The organism is Cellulomonas sp. P4_B5_2, from assembly GCF_056402235.1.
This window is the reverse complement of record NZ_JBFUHU010000101.1, coordinates 1-18,261: the sequence shown is the minus strand read 5'-3', so window position 1 is coordinate 18,261 and position 18,261 is coordinate 1. Positions and strand designations below refer to the sequence as shown.

Here is an 18,261-nt window from a genome sequence, read left to right as displayed (position 1 = left end):
CTCCTGAACCTGCTCGGCCTGCTGGACAAGCCGACCGAGGGCGAGTACCTGCTCGACGGGATCCCCACGGCCGGGGCCGGCGAGCGCGAGCGCGCTGCGCTGCGGGCCGGTCACATCGGGTTCGTGTTCCAGGCCTTCCACCTCATGCCGCACCGGACCGTGCTCGAGAACGTCCTGCTCGCCACGCTCTACAGCGGGGTGCCCCGGTCCGAGCGTCGCGACCGCGCGGTGGCCGCGCTCGACCGGGTCGGGCTCAGCCACCGGGTCGACTTCGTCCCCACGGTCCTGTCGGGCGGCGAGCGGCAGCGGGCCGCCGTCGCGCGCGCGGTCGTGGCGCAGCCGCGGGTGCTGCTCGCCGACGAGCCGACGGGGAACCTCGACTCCGAGAGCTCGGCGAGCGTGCTCGACCTGTTCGACGAGCTGCACTCGGGCGGGCTGACCCTGCTGGTGATCACGCACGACGACGAGGTCTCCGCGCGTGCGCAGCGCCGGGTGCGCATCGCCGACGGCTACCTGCGCGAGATCCCGTGACCGCCCTGGCGCAGCGGGTGGCGCGGACCGACCGGTTCGGGTTCCGGGACCTGCTCGCCGAGGCCGCGGCCGGCATCGGTGCGCGCCCGGGTCGGCTGTTGCTGACCATCCTGGGCACCGTGCTGGGCATCGCGTCCGTGGTGGTGACCGTCGGGCTGGCGCAGACCGCGTCGGGGCAGATCAACAAGCAGTTCGACGCGGTCGCCGCGACGCAGGCGGTCGCCGAGCCGGAGACCAACAACGGCTGGGACGGCTCCGAGCGCGCGATCGGCACACTGCCGTGGGACGCGTCGGAGCGCGCCGAGCGCCTCGCGGGCGTCGAGGCGGCGGGGACCTTCTCCACCGTGGACGTCGGCGACGCGGAGATCACCGCGGTGCCGGTGCAYGACCCGTCGGCCGCCCGCACGGCCGCGCCCGACGTCATCGCCACCTCACCCGGGGCGCTCGACGCCATCGGCGGCCGGGTGGTCCAGGGCCGCTACTTCGACGCCGGGCACGACGACCGCGCCGATCGCGTGGTCGTGCTCGGGGTGGACGCGGCCCGGCGGCTCGGCGTGGTCCGCGTGGACCGCCAGCCGTCGATCTTCATCGGCGACCGCGCCTACCAGGTCATCGGCATCATCGACGACGTGGTGCGGCGCTCCGACGTCCTGGGCGGCGTGCTGATGCCGGAGGGGACCGCGCGAGCGGACTTCGCCCTGGCGGCGCCCGGCGAGCTCCACCTGCACCTCGCTGTCGGCGCCGGGCCCGTGGTGGGCAGCCAGCTGGCGACCGCGCTGGACCCCAACGCACCCGAGACCATCGACGTGCAGACGCCGCCGGCCACCTCGAAGGTGCGGCAGAGCGTGCAGGCGGACGTGAACACGATCTTCCTGGCGCTCGGCGGGGTGGCGCTGCTCATCGGCGGCGTGGGCATCGCGAACGTGACCCTGCTGTCCGTGCTGGAGCGTGTCGGCGAGATCGGTCTGCGGCGGGCGCTGGGGGCCACCCGGCGGGACATCGGCGCGCAGTTCATGGTCGAGTCCGTGGTCGTCGGGCTGCTGGGCGGGATGCTGGGGGCCGCCCTCGGGGTGGCCGTCGTCGTCGGGGTCAGCGCCGCGCAGGAGTGGACCCCCATCCTCGACCTGCGGATGGTCGGCGTCGCGGCCCTGGCGGGCGGCGTCATCGGGCTCCTCGCCGGGCTCTACCCGTCGCTCAAGGCCGCATCGATCGAACCCATCGCCGCGCTGCGCGGGGGCGTCTGACGCGTCACGTCCTCGTGCAGCGACCAGAACACGGAGTAGGGAGTCTGCGTCTGCTCGGTCGGTCGCGCGGCGAACTCCTCGAAGATCGCCTGCACGCGCGACAGCAGCTCCTGCAGGCCGTCGTCGTCGAGCCGCAGGCCGAGGCGGGTCACGAGGACCTCCTGCGGGTCCACGAGCGCGACCTCCTCGAGGAACGTGTCGATGAGGATCCGGCTCATGCCCGGACCGCCCGGAGTGCGCCACGACTTCCGGGTGGCGAGGTACGGCACCTCGCGTGAGCCGCGCGCCCCCCGGCGCACCGGCTCGGCGACGAGGAACCCCCGGTCGACGAGCGTGCGGACGTGGTGCAGGACGGTCGCCGGGTTGCGGCCGAGCCGCTGTGCGATCTCCCGGTTGGTGAGGGGCTCGTCGAGGCACAGCCGCAGGATCCGGATGCGCAGCGTGCTCGCCAGAGCCCGGGCATCGGCGTCCGCGTCGGCCGTCGAGGCGTCGTCAGCGGGTGCGGGTTCCGTCACGCAGACCATCCTCCCACAGTGATTGACATTTCCCAATCAGTCGTCCCATGCTGGTCGCATGAGCACCGACCGCACCACTGTCGCACCCGAGCGCCCCCGCTCGTTGGTGCACCACCCGGACTTCCGCCGACTCTGGACGGGCGACGCCCTCGGCCAGCTGGGGGCGCAGCTGACCGCCCTGGCGCTGCCGATCTTCGCGGTCCAGCAGCTGGCCGCGACCGAGTGGGAGATGGGCGTCCTCACCGCCGCCGAGTACGCCGCGTTCCTGGTGATCGGGCTGCCCGCGGGCGCCTGGGTGGACCGGATGCGCAAGCGCCGGGTGCTCATCGTGGCGGACCTCGTGCGCGCCACCGTGCTCGCCGCGGTCGTGGTGACCGCAGCCACCGGGCACGCGTCGATCCCGTTGCTCGTCGTCGCCGCCCTGGTCATCAGCGCCGCCACGGTGTTCTTCGACGTGTCGCACCAGAGCTACATCCCAGGACTGGTCGGCCTCGAGCACCTGGTCGAGGGCAACTCGAAGCTGCAGGCCACGGCCTCGGTCGCGCAGGTGGCCGCCCCCGCGCTCGGCGGTCTGCTGCTCCGGGTGATCACCGCGCCCGCACTCATCGCGGTCACCGTGGTCACGTACCTGGTCTCGGCGTTCGCCGTCGGCCGCATCCGGCACGTCGAGACGCCCCCGCACCCCAGCACGCGCCGGCCGCTGAAGGTCGAGATCGCCGAGGGACTGCGGTTCGTCCTGCACGAGCCGTACCTGCGCCGGATCGTCGCATGCACCTCGCTGGGCAACTTCGCGGGGTCGCTCGCCGGTGCGGTCACCGTGATCTACGTGCTGCGCACGCTCGACCTGGGCACCGCCACRTGGGGCGCGATCGTCTCCGCCGGCGCGATCGGCGGGCTGCTCGGAGCCGTGGTCGCGGGCCGGCTCGCGCAGTGGATCGGCGAGGGCCGGATCATCCCCCTCTCCGCGCTGGTCATGGCACCCGCCTCCGCACTGATGCCCCTGGCGTCCACCGGGGTGGTCCCGGCCGCACCGCTGCTCATCGCCGGTGGCGCCGCGTTCGGGTTCGCCGTCATCGTCTACAACGTGGCCCAGGTGAGCTTCCGCCAGCGCGTGTGCCCGCCGCCGCTGCTCGGTCGCATGAACGCGTCCGTGCGGTTCATCGTGTGGGGCTCGATGCCGATCGGTGGCCTGCTCGGCGGCTGGCTCGGCACGCACCTGGGCGTGCTCCCGACGCTCTGGGTGTCGGTCGGGATCATGGCGCTCGCCGCGGTGCCCGTCGTGGTCTCGCCGCTCCTGGGCATGCGCGACCTGCCGGGCGCCCCCGTCGCGGCCGACCCGCAGGCAGACGCGACGGAGGCCTGACCTCAGCGCGCGGGCCCCTCCGCGGCGAGCAGCACCTCGAGGCGTGCCCGGTACTCGGTCTCGTCGATCTCCCCGCGGGCGTAGCGCTCGGCGAGCACGGTCCGTGCGCCTCCCCCGTCGCGCTGGCCGTCCCAGCCCGCCCAGTAGCGCCGGCGGCGGCGGCCACCCAGGGCGAAGAGCACGGCGATCAGGCCGAACCAGAACAGGGGGACGAGCAGGAACCAGGGTCCGGGTCCCCACCCCCAGCCGTAGCCGACGGGGTGGGACACGAGCGTGGTGAGCATGACGACCTCCGAGGACGCGGCGGCCGACCGTCGACCGCACCACCACCGTCGCTCGGGCACCGACCGCCCGTCGTCGTCCCCCCGGAGCGTCGTGGTCGCTCCGAGCGGAGTCAGGCGGACCAGCCGGGGCGCACCAGCCCGGACTCGTAGGCCACGACCACGAGCTGCGCACGGTCGCGGGCGCCGAGCTTCGTGCCCGCCCGGAGCACGTGCGTCTTGACGGTGAGCGGGCTCAGGAAGAGCCGCGCGCCGATCTGGTCGTTGGACAGCCCTTCGGCGACGAGCACGAGCACCTCGCGCTCGCGGGGGGTGAGGTTGGAGAGGGCGGCCGGCTCCGCGACCTCCCGCGTCGCCCGCGCGACGGTGGCCAGCAGCCGGCGCGTGACCGTCGGCGACAGGAGCGCATCACCGGCCGCCACCACGCGCACGGCCCGCAGGAGGTCGGCCGGCTCGGTGTCCTTGACCAGGAAGCCCGACGCTCCCCCGCGGATCGCCTCGGCCACGTACTCGTCCAGCTCGAACGTGGTCACCACGACCACCCGCACCCGCGCGGCGCGCGGGTCGTCGACGATGCGGCGCGTCGCGGTCAGACCGTCCGTACCCGGCATGCGGATGTCCATGAGCACGACGTCGGGCAGGAGCTCGAGCGCGAGCCGGACCGCGTCGTCGCCCGTGACCGCCTCGCCGACCACGGTCATGTCCGGCTCGGCGTCGATGAGGGCACGGAAGCCACCTCGGACCAGCCCCTGGTCGTCGGCCAGCAGCACCCGGATCACCGCGGGACCTCCAGCCGGACGTGGAAGCCGGTCGGCCCGGACGCAGCGGTCAGCGTGCCGCCGAGGGCCTCCGCCCGCTCGCGCATGCCGCGCAGCCCGTACCCCTCGACCAGCGTGCCGACGGGGGGTCCGTCGTCCCGGACGTCGAGCACCACCGTCTCGCCCACAGCCAGGCTGACCTGCACGGATGCACCGGGAGCGTGCCGACGGACGTTGGTGAGCGCCTCCTGGAGGGTGCGGAGCACCACCGTGCCGACCTGGTCGCCGACCTGCGCGTCGAGCCCGTCCGCCTCGATGCGCAGGCCGTCGTCGCGCGCCCGGTCCACCAGACCCTGGAGGCTCCTGGTCCGCGCCGGCTCCCGCGGGGCCTCACCGTCCGCGCGCAGCACGCCCAGCACGTCCCGGACCTCGTCGAGGGCGTCCCGGCTGGCCTCCCGGATCTCGACGAGCGCGCGCCGAGCGGCCTCCGGCTCCCGCTCCATCAGGTGCAGGCCCACCCCGGCCTGCACGGTGATCCCCGACAACGAGTGCGCCAGCACGTCGTGCAGCTCCCGGGCGATCCGCAACCGCTCGGCCGCGACCGCCGACTCCTGCCGGGACAGCTGCGCCGCCCGCAGCGCCTGCATCCGCTCCCCGCGGCCGCGCGCGCCCTCCCCCACGAGCATCGCGACGAGGAGCCCGGTCACCGCGAGAGTGGCGTAGACCGGGCTCGGGGACGGGGTCGTCGCCGCGAGCACCGCGACACCGACGGCACCGGCGGTGCCCGCGCCCCAGGAGAGCCACCGCTGCCGCGTCGCGCCCAGGGCCACCACCACGAAGGCCAGCGGCACGAGCACCGGTCCCGGCTCGTAGCCGAGCGCCAGGTAGGTCAGCGGACCGGCGACCGCGAGCACCGCGCCGAGCACCGCGACCGGTCCGCGCTGCACCACCGCGACGAGGCCGGCGGGAGCGAGCAGGAGGAGCACCGCGGCGAGGAGGTCGAACGCCCTGGCCTGCGGATGCCGCCGGCTGGCGGCCGCGCAGCCGAGGACCGTGACCAGTGCGAGGAAGGTCGCGGGGACGACGACCCAGCCCGGCCGGACGCGCCCCCAGGGCGGTCCGGTCCACGGCGCGCTCGTCACCCGACCACCGTAGCCAGCGGGGAACGCCCGCCGCGTGGTCCGGAAGGAGCGCCGCGCCCGCTCCGTGCGGACCGGTCAGAGGTCGTACTCGACCACCACAGGGGCGTGGTCGGAGAACCGCTCCGCGTACGTCGCTGCGCGGTCCACGGTTGCGCGGACTGCGGCGTCAGCGAGGTCCGGCGTCGCCAGCTGGTAGTCGATGCGCCAGCCCGCGTCGTTGTCGAACGCCTTGCCGCGCCAGGACCACCACGTGAACGGTCCCGGCCCCTCACCGCCGAGCTCGCGGCCGAGGTCGTGCCAGCCGAGGTCGTCGAACCACCGGTCGAGGTAGGCGCGCTCGCGCGGCAGGAAGCCCGCGGACTTGAGGTTGCCCTTCCAGTTCCTGATGTCGGCCTCGCGGTGCGCGATGTTCACGTCCCCCGCGACGACCGCGTAGCCGCCCTGCTCCGCGATGTCGGCCAGCCGTCCGGTGACGTGGTCGAGGAACGCGTACTTCTCGTCCATCGACGGCATCCCCGCGGTGGCGGAGTGCAGGTAGGTGGACACCACCGTGATGCTCCGTGCGGGTGCGCCCTCGTGCGCGGGCAGCTCCAGGTCCGCCTCGACCCAGCGGCCGGAGTCCCCCGTCACGCCCGTCTTCAGGCCGATCCGGACCGCCGTCATCGGCAGCCTGCTCGCGATGGCGACGCCCGCGCGGCCCTTGGTCTCGCTGGCCTCGTGCGCCAGGTGCCACTCCCCCGCCGGCAGGTGGTCCGCCAGGATCTCGTCCGACGCACGGACCTCCTGCAGGAGCACCACGTCCGGGTTGCGGGCCTCCAACCAGGCACCCATTCCCCGCTTGTAGGCGGCCCGGATGCCGTTGACGTTCACGCTCGCGATGGTCAGCACCGGACCATCCAACCCCAGACCACGGACAGCTCCGGCCGCGTCTCGATCACGTGCCCGCGTAAGCCGCTTCGAGGGCATCGATGTCCAGCTTGCCCATGGTGAGCATGACCGCCATCGCGCGAGCGACCCCCTCGGCGTCGGGACGCGACATCACGTCGTCGAGCTGGACGGGGACCACCTGCCACGAGACGCCGAACTTGTCGACGAGCCAGCCGCACTGGCTCGGTCGGCCGCCGTCGGCGGTCAGGACCTCCCAGTAGTGGTCGACCTCAGCCTGGTCCTGACAGTCCAGGACGAACGAGAAGGCCTCGTCGAGCGTGAAGTGCGGGCCACCGTTGAGGAACGTCGTGCGCATGCCGTCGATCGTCAGCTCCACGATGAACTCGGCACCCTCGGCGAGGCCGGGCGTGCCGGGCGGTGCTGTCACGACGGAGTGGATCGTCGTGCGCGGGATCACCGACGCGTAGAACTGCGCGGCCGGCACGGCTTGGTCGTCGAACCAGAGGTGCGGACGGACGATGCCCATGACAGGGCTCCTCTCCGACGACCGGGGCCGGCCGTCACAAGGACAGCCTGGCCCCGGTCGGGGCAGAACTCAGCCCAGGAGTCGCTCCGCCGTCTCCACGACGTTGGTCAGCAGCATCGCCCGCGTCATCGGCCCGACCCCGCCCGGGTTCGGTGACACCCACGAGGCCACCTCGCGCACCCCGGGGTCGACGTCGCCGACGACGCGGCTCTTGCCCGTCTCCGGGTCGGTGGACCGCGAGACGCCGACGTCGATGACGACCGCGCCGGGCTTGATGATGTCGGCCGCAGCAGCCCGATCGAGCGCCCGACGGTGACCCCGCGTCCGACGATGACGACGTCCGCACCGCGCAGGTCGATGTCGTGCCGGAGCAGCAGGTCGATGATGCCGCGCGGCGTGCACGGCAGCGGGGACGTGACCGGCTCGTTGACCCGGAGCACCAGGCGACCGAGGTTGGTCGGGTGCAGGCCGTCGGCGTCCTTGTCGGGGTCGACGAGCTCCAGCACCCGGTTGGTGTCGATGCCCTTCGGCAGCGGCAGCTGGACGATGAACCCGGTGCACTCCGGGTCCTCGTTCAGCCGCCGGACCGCCGCCTCGATCTCGTCCTGCGTGGCCGTGGCCGGCAGGTCCTCCCGGATCGAGGCGATGCCGACCTCGGCGCAGTCCTTGTGCTTGCCGGCCACGTACCAGCGCGAGCCGGGGTCGTCGCCGACGAGCAGCGTGCCCAGCCCGGGCGTGACCGACCGCGCCGCGAGCGCCGCGACGCGTTCGGTCAGCTCAGCCTTGATCCGGGCCGCGGTCGCGGTCCCGTCGAGGAGCTGCGCCGTCATCAGTACTGCTGCAGGTCGGAGTACAGCGGGAACGCGTCGGTGAGCTTGAGCACCCGGGCCTTGAGCGCGTCGAGGTCGGTCGAGGCACCGTTGATCAGGGCGGTCGCGATGATGTCGGCGACCTCCGTGAACTCGGCGTCGCCGAAGCCGCGCGTGGCCAGCGCCGGCGTGCCGATGCGCAGGCCGGAGGTGACGCGCGGGGGGCGCGGGTCGAACGGCACCGCGTTGCGGTTCACGGTGATGCCGGCGGAGTGCAGGAGGTCCTCCGCCTGCTGGCCGTCGAGGTCGGAGTGCCGCAGGTCGACGAGCACCAGGTGCACGTCGGTGCCGCCGGTGAGCACCGAGACGCCGGCCTTCGCCACGTCCGGCGCGGACAGGCGCTCGGCGATGAGCCGGGCGCCGTCGATGGTGCGCTGCTGGCGGTCCTTGAAGTCGTCGGTGGCCGCGACCTTGAACGCGACGGCCTTGGCGGCGATCACGTGCATGAGGGGGCCACCCTGCTGGCCGGGGAACACGGCCGAGTCGATCTTCTTCGCGTACTCCTCACGGCTCAGGATGAAGCCGGAGCGGGGGCCGCCGATCGTCTTGTGCACCGTGGAGGACACCACGTCGGAGTGCGGCACCGGGTTCGGGTGCAGGCCGGCGGCCACCAGGCCGGCGAAGTGCGCCATGTCGACCCAGAGCTTGGCGCCCACCTCGTCGGCGATCGACCGGAACGCCGCGAAGTCGAGCTGGCGCGGGTACGCGGACCAGCCGCCGATGATCACGTCGGGACGCTGCTCGAGCGCCTTCTCGCGCACGACGTCCATGTCCACCAGGAACGTCTGCGGGTCCACGCCGTACGCGCCGACCTCGTAGAGCTTGCCGGAGAAGTTGATCTTCATGCCGTGCGTGAGGTGGCCGCCGTGGGCCAGCTCGAGGCCGAGGATCTTGTCGCCCGCGTTGATCAGAGCGTGCAGCACAGCCGCGTTGGCCGTGGCGCCCGAGTGGGGCTGGACGTTGGCGTGCTCGGCACCGAACAGGGCCTTGGCGCGGGCGATCGCGATGTTCTCCGCGATGTCGACCTGCTCGCAGCCGCCGTAGTAGCGGCGGCCGGGGTAGCCCTCGGCGTACTTGTTGGTGAGCACGGAGCCCTGCGCCTGCAGGACGGCCCGCGGCACGAAGTTCTCGCTCGCGATCATCTCGAGCGTGCCCTGCTGGCGGGCGAGCTCACCGTCGAGGACGGCGGCGATCTCGGGGTCCAGCTGGGAGATGTTCTGGTCCATCAGGGGGATGCTCATGGCACTCCTTCGCAGTCAGCGTGTACGCGCGCGTCCGGCACCCGCACACTCGTGTGTGGTGACCGGGGGCCCAGGCGTCCGACCCGTTGGTCTGCTGCTGCGTCGCTCCCCGGTGGTGACCCACCCGCTGCGCCAGTCGCGACGGGTAGAGGCTACCAAGGCTCAGGCCTCGTCGGACCCATCACCGAGGATCTTGCGCAGGTACGCGTACGTCAGGTCGCCGGCCGTCTGSTCGTGCTGGTGCTCGTACCCGTGCTTGGCGTAGAGCGCGAGGTTCTGCACCGAGTCGCGGCCGGTGAACACCCAGACCTCCTCGATGCCCTCGGGCAGGTGCGGCAGGATCGCCATGAGCATCTGGGTGCCGAACCCCTGACCCTGCAGGTCGGGAGCCACGGCGAACCGGCCGAGCGTGGCCTTGGTGCCCTCGATGAGCATCCGGATCGAGCCGACCAGCCGGTGCCCGTACCAGCCGCCGAGCGTGATGACGCCGTCGCGCTGCAGGTCCGCCTCGAGCTCCTCGAGCGTCTGCGTGAGCGGGGGGATGTGCGGGTCTCCGTACTGCTGGGCCTCCGTGACGAACGCCGCGCGACGCAGCGTGAGCAGCTCACCGGCGTCGTCGACGGTCACCGAACGGATCTCGAGGTCGGGCTGCGTCATGCGGCCCATCGTGTCAGCCGATCCGCACGACCACTACTCTCGGACACCGTGTCCCCCGTCTCCTCTGAAGCCACGCACTGGGTTCTTACCCTCTCCTGCCCCGACCGCCCCGGGATCGTCCACGCGGTCGCCGGGCTGCTGGCTGAGCACGGGGGGAACATCACCGAGTCCCAGCAGTTCGGGGACCCGCTGTCCGGGCTGTTCTTCATGCGGGTGCAGGTCACCGCGTCGACGCCGCGCGACGAGCTCGAGGCCGCGTTCGCGCCGGTCGCGCGGCAGTTCGCCATGGACTGGTCGCTCGACGTGGTGGGCCGGCCGGTCCGCACGCTCGTCATGGGCTCGACCGCCGCGCACTGCCTGAACGACCTCGCGTTCCGCCAGCGCTCGGAGAACCTGCCGATCGAGCTCGTCGCGGTGGTGTCCAACCACACGGTCCTGGAGCCGCTGGCCGACTTCTACGGCATCCCGTTCCACCACGTGCCCGTCACCGCGGCGACCAAGGCGCAGGCCGAGGCGCGCCTGCTCGAGCTGGTCCGCGAGCTCGACGTCGAGCTGGTCGTGCTGGCGCGCTACATGCAGATCCTGTCCGACGACCTGTGCCGGGCCCTGCAGGGCCGCGTGATCAACATCCACCACTCGTTCCTGCCGTCGTTCAAGGGCGCCCGCCCGTACGCGCAGGCCCACGACCGGGGCGTCAAGCTCATCGGCGCCACCGCGCACTACGTCACCGGGGACCTCGACGAGGGCCCGATCATCGAGCAGGACGTCGAGCGCGTCGACCACAGCCGCCACGTCGAGGACCTGGTCGCCCTGGGGCAGGACGTCGAGCGCCGCGCCCTGGCCCGTGCCGTCCGATGGCACGCGGAGCACCGGGTGCTCCTCGACGGGCACCGGACCATCGTCTTTCGCTAAACGCTTCGTGCCCTGACCTCGGGGGACGGCGGTCGGGCACGCTCCGGGGATGAAGCCGTCCCTGCGCCGCACCGTCGCGGCCGCCACCACCCTCGCCCTCGGCGTGCTCGGTCTCGCGGCCGCCGCGCTGACCACCGCACCGGCCGCGCAGGCCGCGTCGCTGGTCAGCGTCCCGAGCTTCGGCAGCAACCCCGGCCAGCTCGGCATGAGCCTGTTCGTGCCGGACTCGCTGCCGGCCAAGCCCGCGGTGCTCGTGGTCGTGCACTGGTGCACCGGGTCCGCCCAGGCAATCTACGACGGGGGGCAGTTCGACGAGCTGGCCACCCGGTACGGCTACATCGTCGTCTACCCGCAGGCCAACCGGAGCGGCAGCTGCTTCGACGTCAGCTCGTCGGGGGCCCTGACGCACGGCGGCGCCAGCGACCCGACGAGCATCGTGTCGATGGTCCGGCACGTGCAGCAGCAGTACACGACCGATACCAGCCGCGTGTTTGTCACGGGCGTCTCGTCCGGCGCGATGATGACCGAGGTGCTGCTGGCCACCTACCCCGACGTGTTCGCTGCCGGGTCCGCGTTCTCGGGCGTGCCGGCCACGTGCTTCGCAACGACGTCGCCGCCGCCCGGCACCACGTCGCAGGCCCCCTGGAACAGCGACTGCTCGGGCGGTCGCCGAGTGCTGACCGGAGCGCAGTGGGGCGACCTCGCCCGCGCGGCCTACCCCGGCTACACGGGAGCACGGCCGCGCGTGCAGCTATGGCACGGGTCCGAGGACACGACCCTGAGCTACGTGAACTTCGGCGAGGCGATCAAGCAGTGGACCAACGTACTGGGCGTCAGCGCGACGCCGGCGTCGACCGACTCCCCCGCGAGCGGCCAGACCCGTACCCGCTACGGCGCGACCGGCGACCGGGCACCCGTCGAGGCGATCAGCCTGCAGGGCGTCGGCCACAACCTGCCGGTGGACGCGGCCGCCGCGATCCACTTCTTCGGCCTGGACACGACGAGCACCCCGTCGCCCACCACGCCGGCCCCGACCACACCCGTCCCGACGACGCCGGCACCCACGACGCCCGCACCCACGCCCTCAGGTGCCTGCACCGTCACCTACTCCATGAACCAGTGGAACACCGGCTTCACGGCGAACATCACGGTCAGGTCGGCGGTCGCGCTGAACGGGTGGACGCTGACCTGGACCTACCCGTCCGGCCAGACCGTCACGCAGGCGTGGAGCTCGGTCACCACGCAGTCCGGGTCGGTGGTGACCGCGAAGAACGCCGCCTGGAACGGCTCCGTCCCCGCGGGCGGCTCCACCCAGTTCGGCCTCAACGGCGCCTACACGGGCACCAACACGCCCCCGACGAGCTTCGCCCTCAACGGGACCGCCTGCACGCGCACCTGACGGCTCCCCGCCGGCGGGCCGCGGCCGGCGCCGGTTGGGCCTCAGGACTCGCGGGCGCGGCGCTGTAGCGCGTCGATCGTGACCGCGACGGCCAGCACCAGGCCGGTCACCACCAGGCGCGCCGACTGGTCCAGGTTCAGCAGGGTGAGCCCCGTGGAGATCGACTGCACGACGAGGATGCCCACGAGCGCCGACCACGCCGACCCGCGCCCGCCGAACAGGCTGGTCCCGCCGATGACGGCTGCCGCGATCGCGGTGAGGTTGGTGTCCCCGGCGCCGCTGCCCTGGTTCGCCGCCGCGAGGCGACCGACCGCGAGCACCCCACCGAGCGCGGCGAGCGTCGAGCACGCCACGAACGCGGAAATGAACACGCGTCGCACGGGAACACCGGCCTTGCGGGCGGCCTCGGCGTCGCCGCCGACCGCGCGCACGAACCGGCCCCAGCGCGTCCGGCGCAGCAGCAGGTCGGTGAGCGCGACGAGCCCGACGAAGAGCGCGAAGACCGCGCCCACGCCACGGTTGGTGCCGAGGTAGGCCACGACGACGGACAGCACCGCCGCCAGCGCGACCACCCGGGCCACGACCTGCCACAGGGGCGCGACCGGCAGCTCCACCCGGAGCCGACGTACGCGGTCCATGGCACGTCCGGCGGCGTACGCGACGACGACGAGCGCGACGATCGCCCAYGACGTCGCGGGCGCCAGGAACGCGGTCTGGCAGAACCGCACCAGCCACCACTCGAACGGCAGGTTGACCGACCCTGTGGGCCCGAGCACGCGCATCTGCAGCCCCGTGACCACCAGCAGCCCGGCCAGCGTGAACACGAAGCTCGGCACCGCCAGCCGCGTGTGCAAGGACGCGTAGATGGACCCGACGAGCACCCCGACCGCGAGCGCGGCGAGGACCGAGAGCCACAGCGGCCAGCCCAGCTGCACCGAGCCCACGGCCACGACGGCGGCGGCCAGCCCGGAGACTGCGCCGACCGACAGGTCGATCTGCCCCACGTGCAGGGTGAGCACCACCCCCAGCGCGATCACGCCCGTGGCGGCCGACTGCTGCGTGAGGTTGACCAGGTTGTCGCTGGACAGGAAGTGCGGGTTGAGCAGCTGGAACACGACCCCGATCAGCACGAGCACCACGGCGACGGGCAGCACGCCCAGGTCGCCGGTGCGCAGTCGCCGCCAGGTCGTCGCGACGAGGCCCGAGTCGGCGACCACGGCGCTCATCGGGCGATCCCGGTCACGGCCGCCAGCAGCTCTTCGTAGCTGGTCCGCGCGGCGTCGAACACGCCGTTGACGCGACCGAGCCGGAGCACGACGATCCGGTCCGCCACGGCCTGCACGTCGGCCAGGGAGTGGCTGGTCAGGACCACGCCGAGCCCGCGCTCGCGCAGCCGCTCGACGAGCGTGAGGAACTCCGCCGTCTGGCGCAGCCCGAGCGCGGCGGTGGGCTCGTCGAGGACGATCACCCGCGGCTCCCCCAGGAGCGACCGGGCGATGGCGACGGCCTGCCGCTGACCGCCGGACAGGGCGGCGACGGGTACCCGCACCGACGGCACGCGCGCGGCGAGCTGGTTCAGCAGCTCCCACGCGTGCTTCTCCATGGTGACCTCGTCGAGCAGGAGCCCTCGCTCGGCCTCGTGCCCGAGGTAGAGGTTCTCGACGACGTCGAGGTTGGCGCACAGGGCCAGGTCCTGGAACACCGCCGCCACGCCGAGCCCGCGCGCGACCGACGGGTCCGAGAGCGTCACGGGGTGGCCGTCGACCAGGACGTCGCCGGTGTCCGGGACGAGCGCTCCGGTGAGGGCGCCGACGAGCGTCGACTTGCCCGCGCCGTTGTCCCCGATGACGGCGACGACCTCGTGGGCGTGCACCTGCAGGTCGACGTCGACGAGGGCGCGCGCCGCCCCGTAGCTCTTGGACACGGCGCGCAGGGCGAGGATCGGCTCGCTCACGGCGCCCCTCCGTCGAGCAGGCCTGCGGCCGCGCAGGCGTCGGTGTAGGGATCCACACAGATCTCCTCGGTGGTGTAGACGCCGCCGTCGACGATGACGCGGTGCAGATTGTCCAGGGTCACGGGCACGGGGCTGAGCAGCAAGGAGGGCACACCGGCGACGCGGGCGGTGGTGACCGGCACCTCGCCGCGCAGCACGCGGACGGCCAGCTCCGCGGCGGTGCGCGCCTGTCCGCCGATCGCCTTGTAGACGGTCATCGACTGGTCGCCGGTGACGATCCGCTGGATCGCCGCCAGCTCCGCGTCCTGCCCGGTCACCGGGGGGACGGGGTCCAGCCCGGCGGCCTTCATGGCCGAGATCGCCCCGCCGGCGGTCCCGTCGTTGGCGGCGTAGACGGCGTCGACCCGGCCCGCGTACTGCGTGAGCTGCCCCGTCACCCACTCCTGCGCCTTGTCCGGGCTCCAGTCGGGGGTGTCGTACGAGGCCAGGATCTCGATGGGCGCGTCGGCGAACGCGTCGGCGACGCCGGCCTCGAGCGCCGCCGAGTTCGGGTCGGTCGCCGCACCGTTGACCATGAGGACGCCCTGGGGCGGATCGTCGGGCCCGGTCCGGCCGGCCGCCAGCTCGCGCACGAGCGCCTCACCCTGGTACCGGCCGATGCGACGGCTGTCGAACGAGACGTAGTAGTCGAGGTCGGCGTCGGAGATGAACCGGTCGTACGCGATGACCGGCACCCCCCGGCGGTGCGCCTGCCCGACGATGCTCACGGCCGCCGCGGCGTCGACGGCGTCGAGCACGAGCACCCCGGCGCCCTGCGTCAGCGCGGACTCGGCCTGCTGCTGCTGCGTGGCGGCGTCCTGGTCGGCGTTGGCGTAGACGACGGTGCACTCGGGGCACCGGTCGTGGACGACCTTCTCGAACTCGGGGCGGTCCACCGCCTCATACCGCGCGGTCTTCGACTCCGGGAGCAGCAAGGCGATCACCTGGTCGGAGGGGGCCGCGTCCGTCGGGGCGGCCGCACACCCCGCGAGGACGAGCGCCACGGCGAGGGCCGCCGTCAGCGAGCGGGTCATACGACCACCGCCCCGGCGCCGGCGATCGTGACCGTGTCGAGCGCCACGGCGAGCGCCCCGCGCACCTCGGCGGCGGCGCCGAGCTCCGCGCCCACCACCGGGACCGGACCGGCCGTGCTCGGGATCGTGCGCTGCGCGAGCGCGATGCGCAGAGGCTCGAGCAGCAGCTCCCCCGCGTCCGCCAGCTCCCCGCCGACCACCAGGAGCTCGGGGTCGAACAGGTTGCACACGCTGGCGGCGGCGACGCCGAGGTGGTGCCCTGCATCTGCGATGACGCGCCGGCACCCGGTGTCGCCGGCCTCGGCGCGGGCGATCACGTCGCGCAGCGTGAGGTTGCCGTGGCTGGGCCGCAGCATCTCGAGCAGGACCGGGGCGCCGACGTACATCTCCAGGCAGCCGCGGTTGCCGCAGCGGCACACGGGGCCCTGGTCGTCGATCGTCGTGTGCCCGATCTCGCCGGCGGCGCCGACCCGGCCGTGGAACACCTCGCCGCCGAGCACGAGCCCCCCGCCGACCCCGTGGGAGGCGCGGATGTAGACGACGTGCTGCTTGCCGCGGGCCGCGCCGAGGCGGACCTCCGCCAGCGCACCGAGGTTGGCGTCGTTGTCGACGTACACGGGCAGGCCGAGCCGCTCGCCGAGCATCTGCGGCACCCGTGCGCCGTCCCAGCCGCGCAGCATGCCCAGCGAGGAGAGCTGGCCGGTGCGCACGTCGACCGGAGCGGGCACGCCGACGCCGACGGCCAGGACCTCGGGCAGGGTCGCGTCGACCGAGTCGACCATCTCGGTGAGCAGGAGGGCCGCGCGCTCGAGGCCCTGGTCGGCGCGGTGGTCGGGGGGCAGCGGCATGCGCTGCTCGGCGACGATCCGGTGGGCGACGTCCGACAGGGCCACGCGCAGGGACCGGGTCCCGAAGTGCATGCCGGCGACGAGGCCGAGGTTGCGGGCGAGGGTCACCTGCTGGGCCCGGCGTCCGCTGCGGGACGTCGGCGCCGTGTGCAGCACACCGGCGGACGTCAGCTCTTTGACGATGTTGGACACGGTGGCTGGGGACAGGCCTGTGACGCCGGCCAGCTCGACCTGCGTGAGGGAGCCACGCTGCTGGACGGCGCTGACGATCCGCGCCCGGTTGGCTTCACGCAGTGAAGTCTGCGAGCCCGGGGTGACCCGGTCATTGCCCACCGGCGCAGGATACACAGCGGCAGGCGCGCACCTGGGTGAACCTCCTCGACGCGCGTGCGGCCGACCGACGGGAGTGCTCGCTCACGCACGCCGACCTGCGACGACGGCGGAGAAATGCCCCAGACCAGGAGGTCTGCCGCCACCCGGGCAGGCCCGCGTCTCCAGCGGGTGAAGACGAGATCACGATTTGGCCACTCATGTGTTCACTTCTTGACTTCAATGTGGCCCCGGCTATGTGATGTGACCCGGATCGGGCGAGGCGCGACGTTGGGCCTCCGACCGATCGTCCGGCAGACGCTCCCGCTCCGCCGGGCGAGCACCCCGGGCCGCGGGAACCCCACCCCCGGCCAGCAGCACCCCATACCCACGGCAAAGAAGGCGTAGGAGTCACATGCGTACAGCACGCAAGTTCACCGCCATGGCCGCAGGTCTCGCCGTCGCCAGCCTCGCGCTGGCCGCGTGCAGCACCGGCAGCGGCAGCGATGACGAGACCGGCGGAACCGGCAGCGGCGACGAGGTCGAGGTCTTCACCTGGTGGGCCAGCGGGTCCGAGAAGCTCGGCCTCGACGCCCTCGTCGGCGTGTTCGAGACCCAGAACCCCGACGTCACGTTCGTCAACGGCGCGGTCGCCGGTGGCGCCGGCTCCGCAGCCAAGGACCTGCTCCAGACGCGCCTGCAGGCCAACGACCCGCCGGACACGTTCCAGGCCCACGCGGGCGCGGAGCTGACCGACTACATCAACGCCGGCCAGGTCGAGGACGTCTCGGCCCTGTACGACGAGTTCGGCCTGCGCGACGCGTTCCCGGCCGACCTGGTCGACCGCCTGACCGTCGACGGCAAGATCTACTCGATCCCGTCGAACATCCACCGTGCCAACGTCGTCTGGGCCAACACCCAGCTCCTCACGGACTCGGGCCTCGACCCGGCCGCGACGTACGCCTCGCTCGACGACTGGTTCGTCGCGCTCGACGCCGTCAAGGAGAAGACGGGTCGCACGCCGCTCTCGGTGGCGACCACGTGGACCCAGGTCAACCTGTTCGAGACCATCCTCCTGTCCAGCCTGGGCGCCGACGGCTACAACGGTCTCTGGGACGGGTCGACCGACTGGGCCAGCCCCGAGGTCACCGACGCGCTCACCGACTTCGAGAAGCTCATGAGCTACACGAACGAGGACCGCGACGGTCTCGACTGGCCCGACGCGACGCAGCAGGTCATCGACGGCAACGCCGCGTTCAACGTCATGGGCGACTGGGCCGTGGCCGCGTTCGAGGAGGCCGGCAAGAAGGCTCCCGCCGACTACGTCTACATGCCGGTCCCCGGCACCGACGGCGTCTTCGACTTCCTCGCCGACTCGTTCACGCTTCCCGTCGGGGCCCCGCACCCGGCCGGCGCCAAGGCGTGGCTCAAGACGATCGGGTCGCTCGACGGCCAGGTCGCGTTCAACAAGGCGAAGGGCTCCATCCCGGCCCGCAACGACGCCAAGCCCGAGGACTTCTCGGAGTACCAGCAGTCCGCGATGACGTCCTTCGGTCAGGACACCATCGTCTCCTCGCTGGCGCACGGCGCAGCGGCCCCGGCCGCCTGGGCCAACGCGATCTCGGACGCCACCAGCAAGTTCACCACCGGTGGTGGCGACCTCGCCGGCTTCCAGGCCGACCTGGTCGCGGCCGCCGAGGCGAACGCCGGCTGATCCGGCTCACCGCATGACATGGTCCCGTCCCCGGCCC

The 18,261-nt window shown here is 72.9% G+C and carries 18 protein-coding genes, 1 pseudogene and 1 riboswitch; of the genes and pseudogenes, 6 read left to right on the top strand and 13 right to left on the bottom strand.

Annotation, left to right across the window (positions count from 1 at the left end):
• The coding region (locus AC1DUQ_RS09250) for an ABC transporter ATP-binding protein (RefSeq protein WP_477073690.1) at positions 1-531 on the top strand (531 nt) is incomplete at its 5' end.
• Positions 528-1,775, top strand: a complete 1,248-nt coding sequence (locus AC1DUQ_RS09245; protein ID WP_477061495.1) for an ABC transporter permease — start codon at positions 528-530, stop codon at positions 1,773-1,775. The genes AC1DUQ_RS09250 and AC1DUQ_RS09245, both read left to right, overlap by 4 nt.
• Here the strand turns inward: AC1DUQ_RS09245 and AC1DUQ_RS09240 are convergent.
• Positions 1,715-2,290, bottom strand: a complete 576-nt coding sequence (locus AC1DUQ_RS09240) for an ArsR/SmtB family transcription factor (RefSeq protein ID WP_477061494.1) — start codon at positions 2,288-2,290, stop codon at positions 1,715-1,717. The two genes, AC1DUQ_RS09245 and AC1DUQ_RS09240, sit on opposite strands and share 61 nt — an antisense overlap.
• A 58-nt stretch (positions 2,291-2,348) precedes the next feature.
• On the opposite strand from AC1DUQ_RS09240, the gene AC1DUQ_RS09235 reads away from it, so the two are divergent.
• The gene (locus AC1DUQ_RS09235; protein ID WP_477073689.1) at positions 2,349-3,653 is read left to right on the top strand and encodes an MFS transporter; all 1,305 of its coding nucleotides are present in this window, start codon (positions 2,349-2,351) and stop codon (positions 3,651-3,653) included.
• A 2-nt stretch (positions 3,654-3,655) separates the two neighbouring features.
• On the opposite strand, the gene AC1DUQ_RS09230 is transcribed toward AC1DUQ_RS09235, so the two are convergent.
• From AC1DUQ_RS09230 to AC1DUQ_RS09195, 8 genes and pseudogenes are all read right to left on the bottom strand, one after another.
• Positions 3,656-3,937: an SHOCT domain-containing protein gene (locus AC1DUQ_RS09230; protein ID WP_477061492.1), complete on the bottom strand. Its 282-nt coding sequence runs from the start codon at positions 3,935-3,937 to the stop codon at positions 3,656-3,658.
• Positions 3,938-4,047: 110 nt separating this feature from the next.
• A complete protein-coding gene (locus AC1DUQ_RS09225; RefSeq protein ID WP_477073688.1) occupies positions 4,048-4,713 on the bottom strand; it encodes a response regulator in 666 nt (221 codons plus the stop codon).
• Positions 4,710-5,834 (bottom strand): sensor histidine kinase, encoded by a 1,125-nt coding sequence (locus tag AC1DUQ_RS09220; protein ID WP_477061491.1) that lies wholly within the window; start codon positions 5,832-5,834, stop codon positions 4,710-4,712. Before AC1DUQ_RS09220 ends, AC1DUQ_RS09225 begins: the two co-directional genes overlap by 4 nt.
• A gap of 75 nt (positions 5,835-5,909) precedes the next feature.
• The gene (locus AC1DUQ_RS09215; RefSeq protein WP_477061490.1) at positions 5,910-6,722 is read right to left on the bottom strand and encodes an exodeoxyribonuclease III; all 813 of its coding nucleotides are present in this window, start codon (positions 6,720-6,722) and stop codon (positions 5,910-5,912) included.
• A 46-nt stretch (positions 6,723-6,768) separates the two neighbouring features.
• Entirely contained in the window at positions 6,769-7,248 is a 480-nt protein-coding gene (locus AC1DUQ_RS09210) for a VOC family protein (protein ID WP_477061489.1), read from the bottom strand.
• 69 nt (positions 7,249-7,317) lie between these two features.
• Positions 7,318-8,078 (bottom strand): annotated as a pseudogene (locus tag AC1DUQ_RS09205) (tetrahydrofolate dehydrogenase/cyclohydrolase catalytic domain-containing protein).
• Positions 8,078-9,358: a serine hydroxymethyltransferase gene (gene glyA, locus AC1DUQ_RS09200; protein WP_477061487.1), complete on the bottom strand. Its 1,281-nt coding sequence runs from the start codon at positions 9,356-9,358 to the stop codon at positions 8,078-8,080. Before glyA ends, AC1DUQ_RS09205 begins: the two are co-directional and overlap by 1 nt.
• 61 nt (positions 9,359-9,419) lie before the next feature.
• Positions 9,420-9,508, bottom strand: a riboswitch (ZMP/ZTP riboswitch).
• Positions 9,509-9,520: 12 nt separating this feature from the next.
• Positions 9,521-10,015 (bottom strand): GNAT family N-acetyltransferase, encoded by a 495-nt coding sequence (locus AC1DUQ_RS09195; protein ID WP_477073687.1) that lies wholly within the window; start codon positions 10,013-10,015, stop codon positions 9,521-9,523.
• Positions 10,016-10,063: 48 nt separating this feature from the next.
• Here AC1DUQ_RS09195 and purU point away from each other — a divergent pair, with 48 nt between their 5' ends.
• The gene (purU, locus tag AC1DUQ_RS09190) at positions 10,064-10,927 is read left to right on the top strand and encodes a formyltetrahydrofolate deformylase (RefSeq protein WP_477061485.1); all 864 of its coding nucleotides are present in this window, start codon (positions 10,064-10,066) and stop codon (positions 10,925-10,927) included.
• 49 nt (positions 10,928-10,976) lie between these two features.
• A complete protein-coding gene (locus AC1DUQ_RS09185) occupies positions 10,977-12,326 on the top strand; it encodes an extracellular catalytic domain type 1 short-chain-length polyhydroxyalkanoate depolymerase (protein WP_477061484.1) in 1,350 nt (449 codons plus the stop codon).
• A 41-nt stretch (positions 12,327-12,367) separates the two neighbouring features.
• On the opposite strand, the gene AC1DUQ_RS09180 is transcribed toward AC1DUQ_RS09185, so the two are convergent.
• Genes AC1DUQ_RS09180 through AC1DUQ_RS09165 form a run of 4 tightly spaced genes read right to left on the bottom strand, consistent with a single transcriptional unit; the run spans position 12,368 to position 16,534 of the window.
• A complete protein-coding gene (locus AC1DUQ_RS09180) occupies positions 12,368-13,552 on the bottom strand; it encodes a sugar ABC transporter permease (RefSeq protein ID WP_477061483.1) in 1,185 nt (394 codons plus the stop codon).
• Positions 13,549-14,280 carry an ATP-binding cassette domain-containing protein gene (locus AC1DUQ_RS09175; RefSeq protein WP_477061482.1) on the bottom strand — a complete coding sequence of 244 codons (732 nt, stop codon included), beginning with the start codon at positions 14,278-14,280 and terminating at the stop codon, positions 13,549-13,551. Before AC1DUQ_RS09175 ends, AC1DUQ_RS09180 begins: the two co-directional genes overlap by 4 nt.
• A complete protein-coding gene (locus tag AC1DUQ_RS09170; protein WP_477061481.1) occupies positions 14,277-15,353 on the bottom strand; it encodes a substrate-binding domain-containing protein in 1,077 nt (358 codons plus the stop codon). The genes AC1DUQ_RS09175 and AC1DUQ_RS09170 overlap by 4 nt, the downstream gene beginning before the upstream one ends.
• Complete coding sequence (locus AC1DUQ_RS09165) at positions 15,350-16,534, bottom strand: ROK family transcriptional regulator (RefSeq protein WP_477061480.1); 1,185 nt, start codon at positions 16,532-16,534, stop codon at positions 15,350-15,352. Before AC1DUQ_RS09165 ends, AC1DUQ_RS09170 begins: the two co-directional genes overlap by 4 nt.
• Positions 16,535-16,925: 391 nt before the next feature.
• Between AC1DUQ_RS09165 and AC1DUQ_RS09160 the strand changes: the two genes are divergently transcribed.
• Positions 16,926-18,224 carry an ABC transporter substrate-binding protein gene (locus tag AC1DUQ_RS09160; protein WP_477061479.1) on the top strand — a complete coding sequence of 433 codons (1,299 nt, stop codon included), beginning with the start codon at positions 16,926-16,928 and terminating at the stop codon, positions 18,222-18,224.
• Positions 18,225-18,261 lie beyond the last annotated feature (37 nt).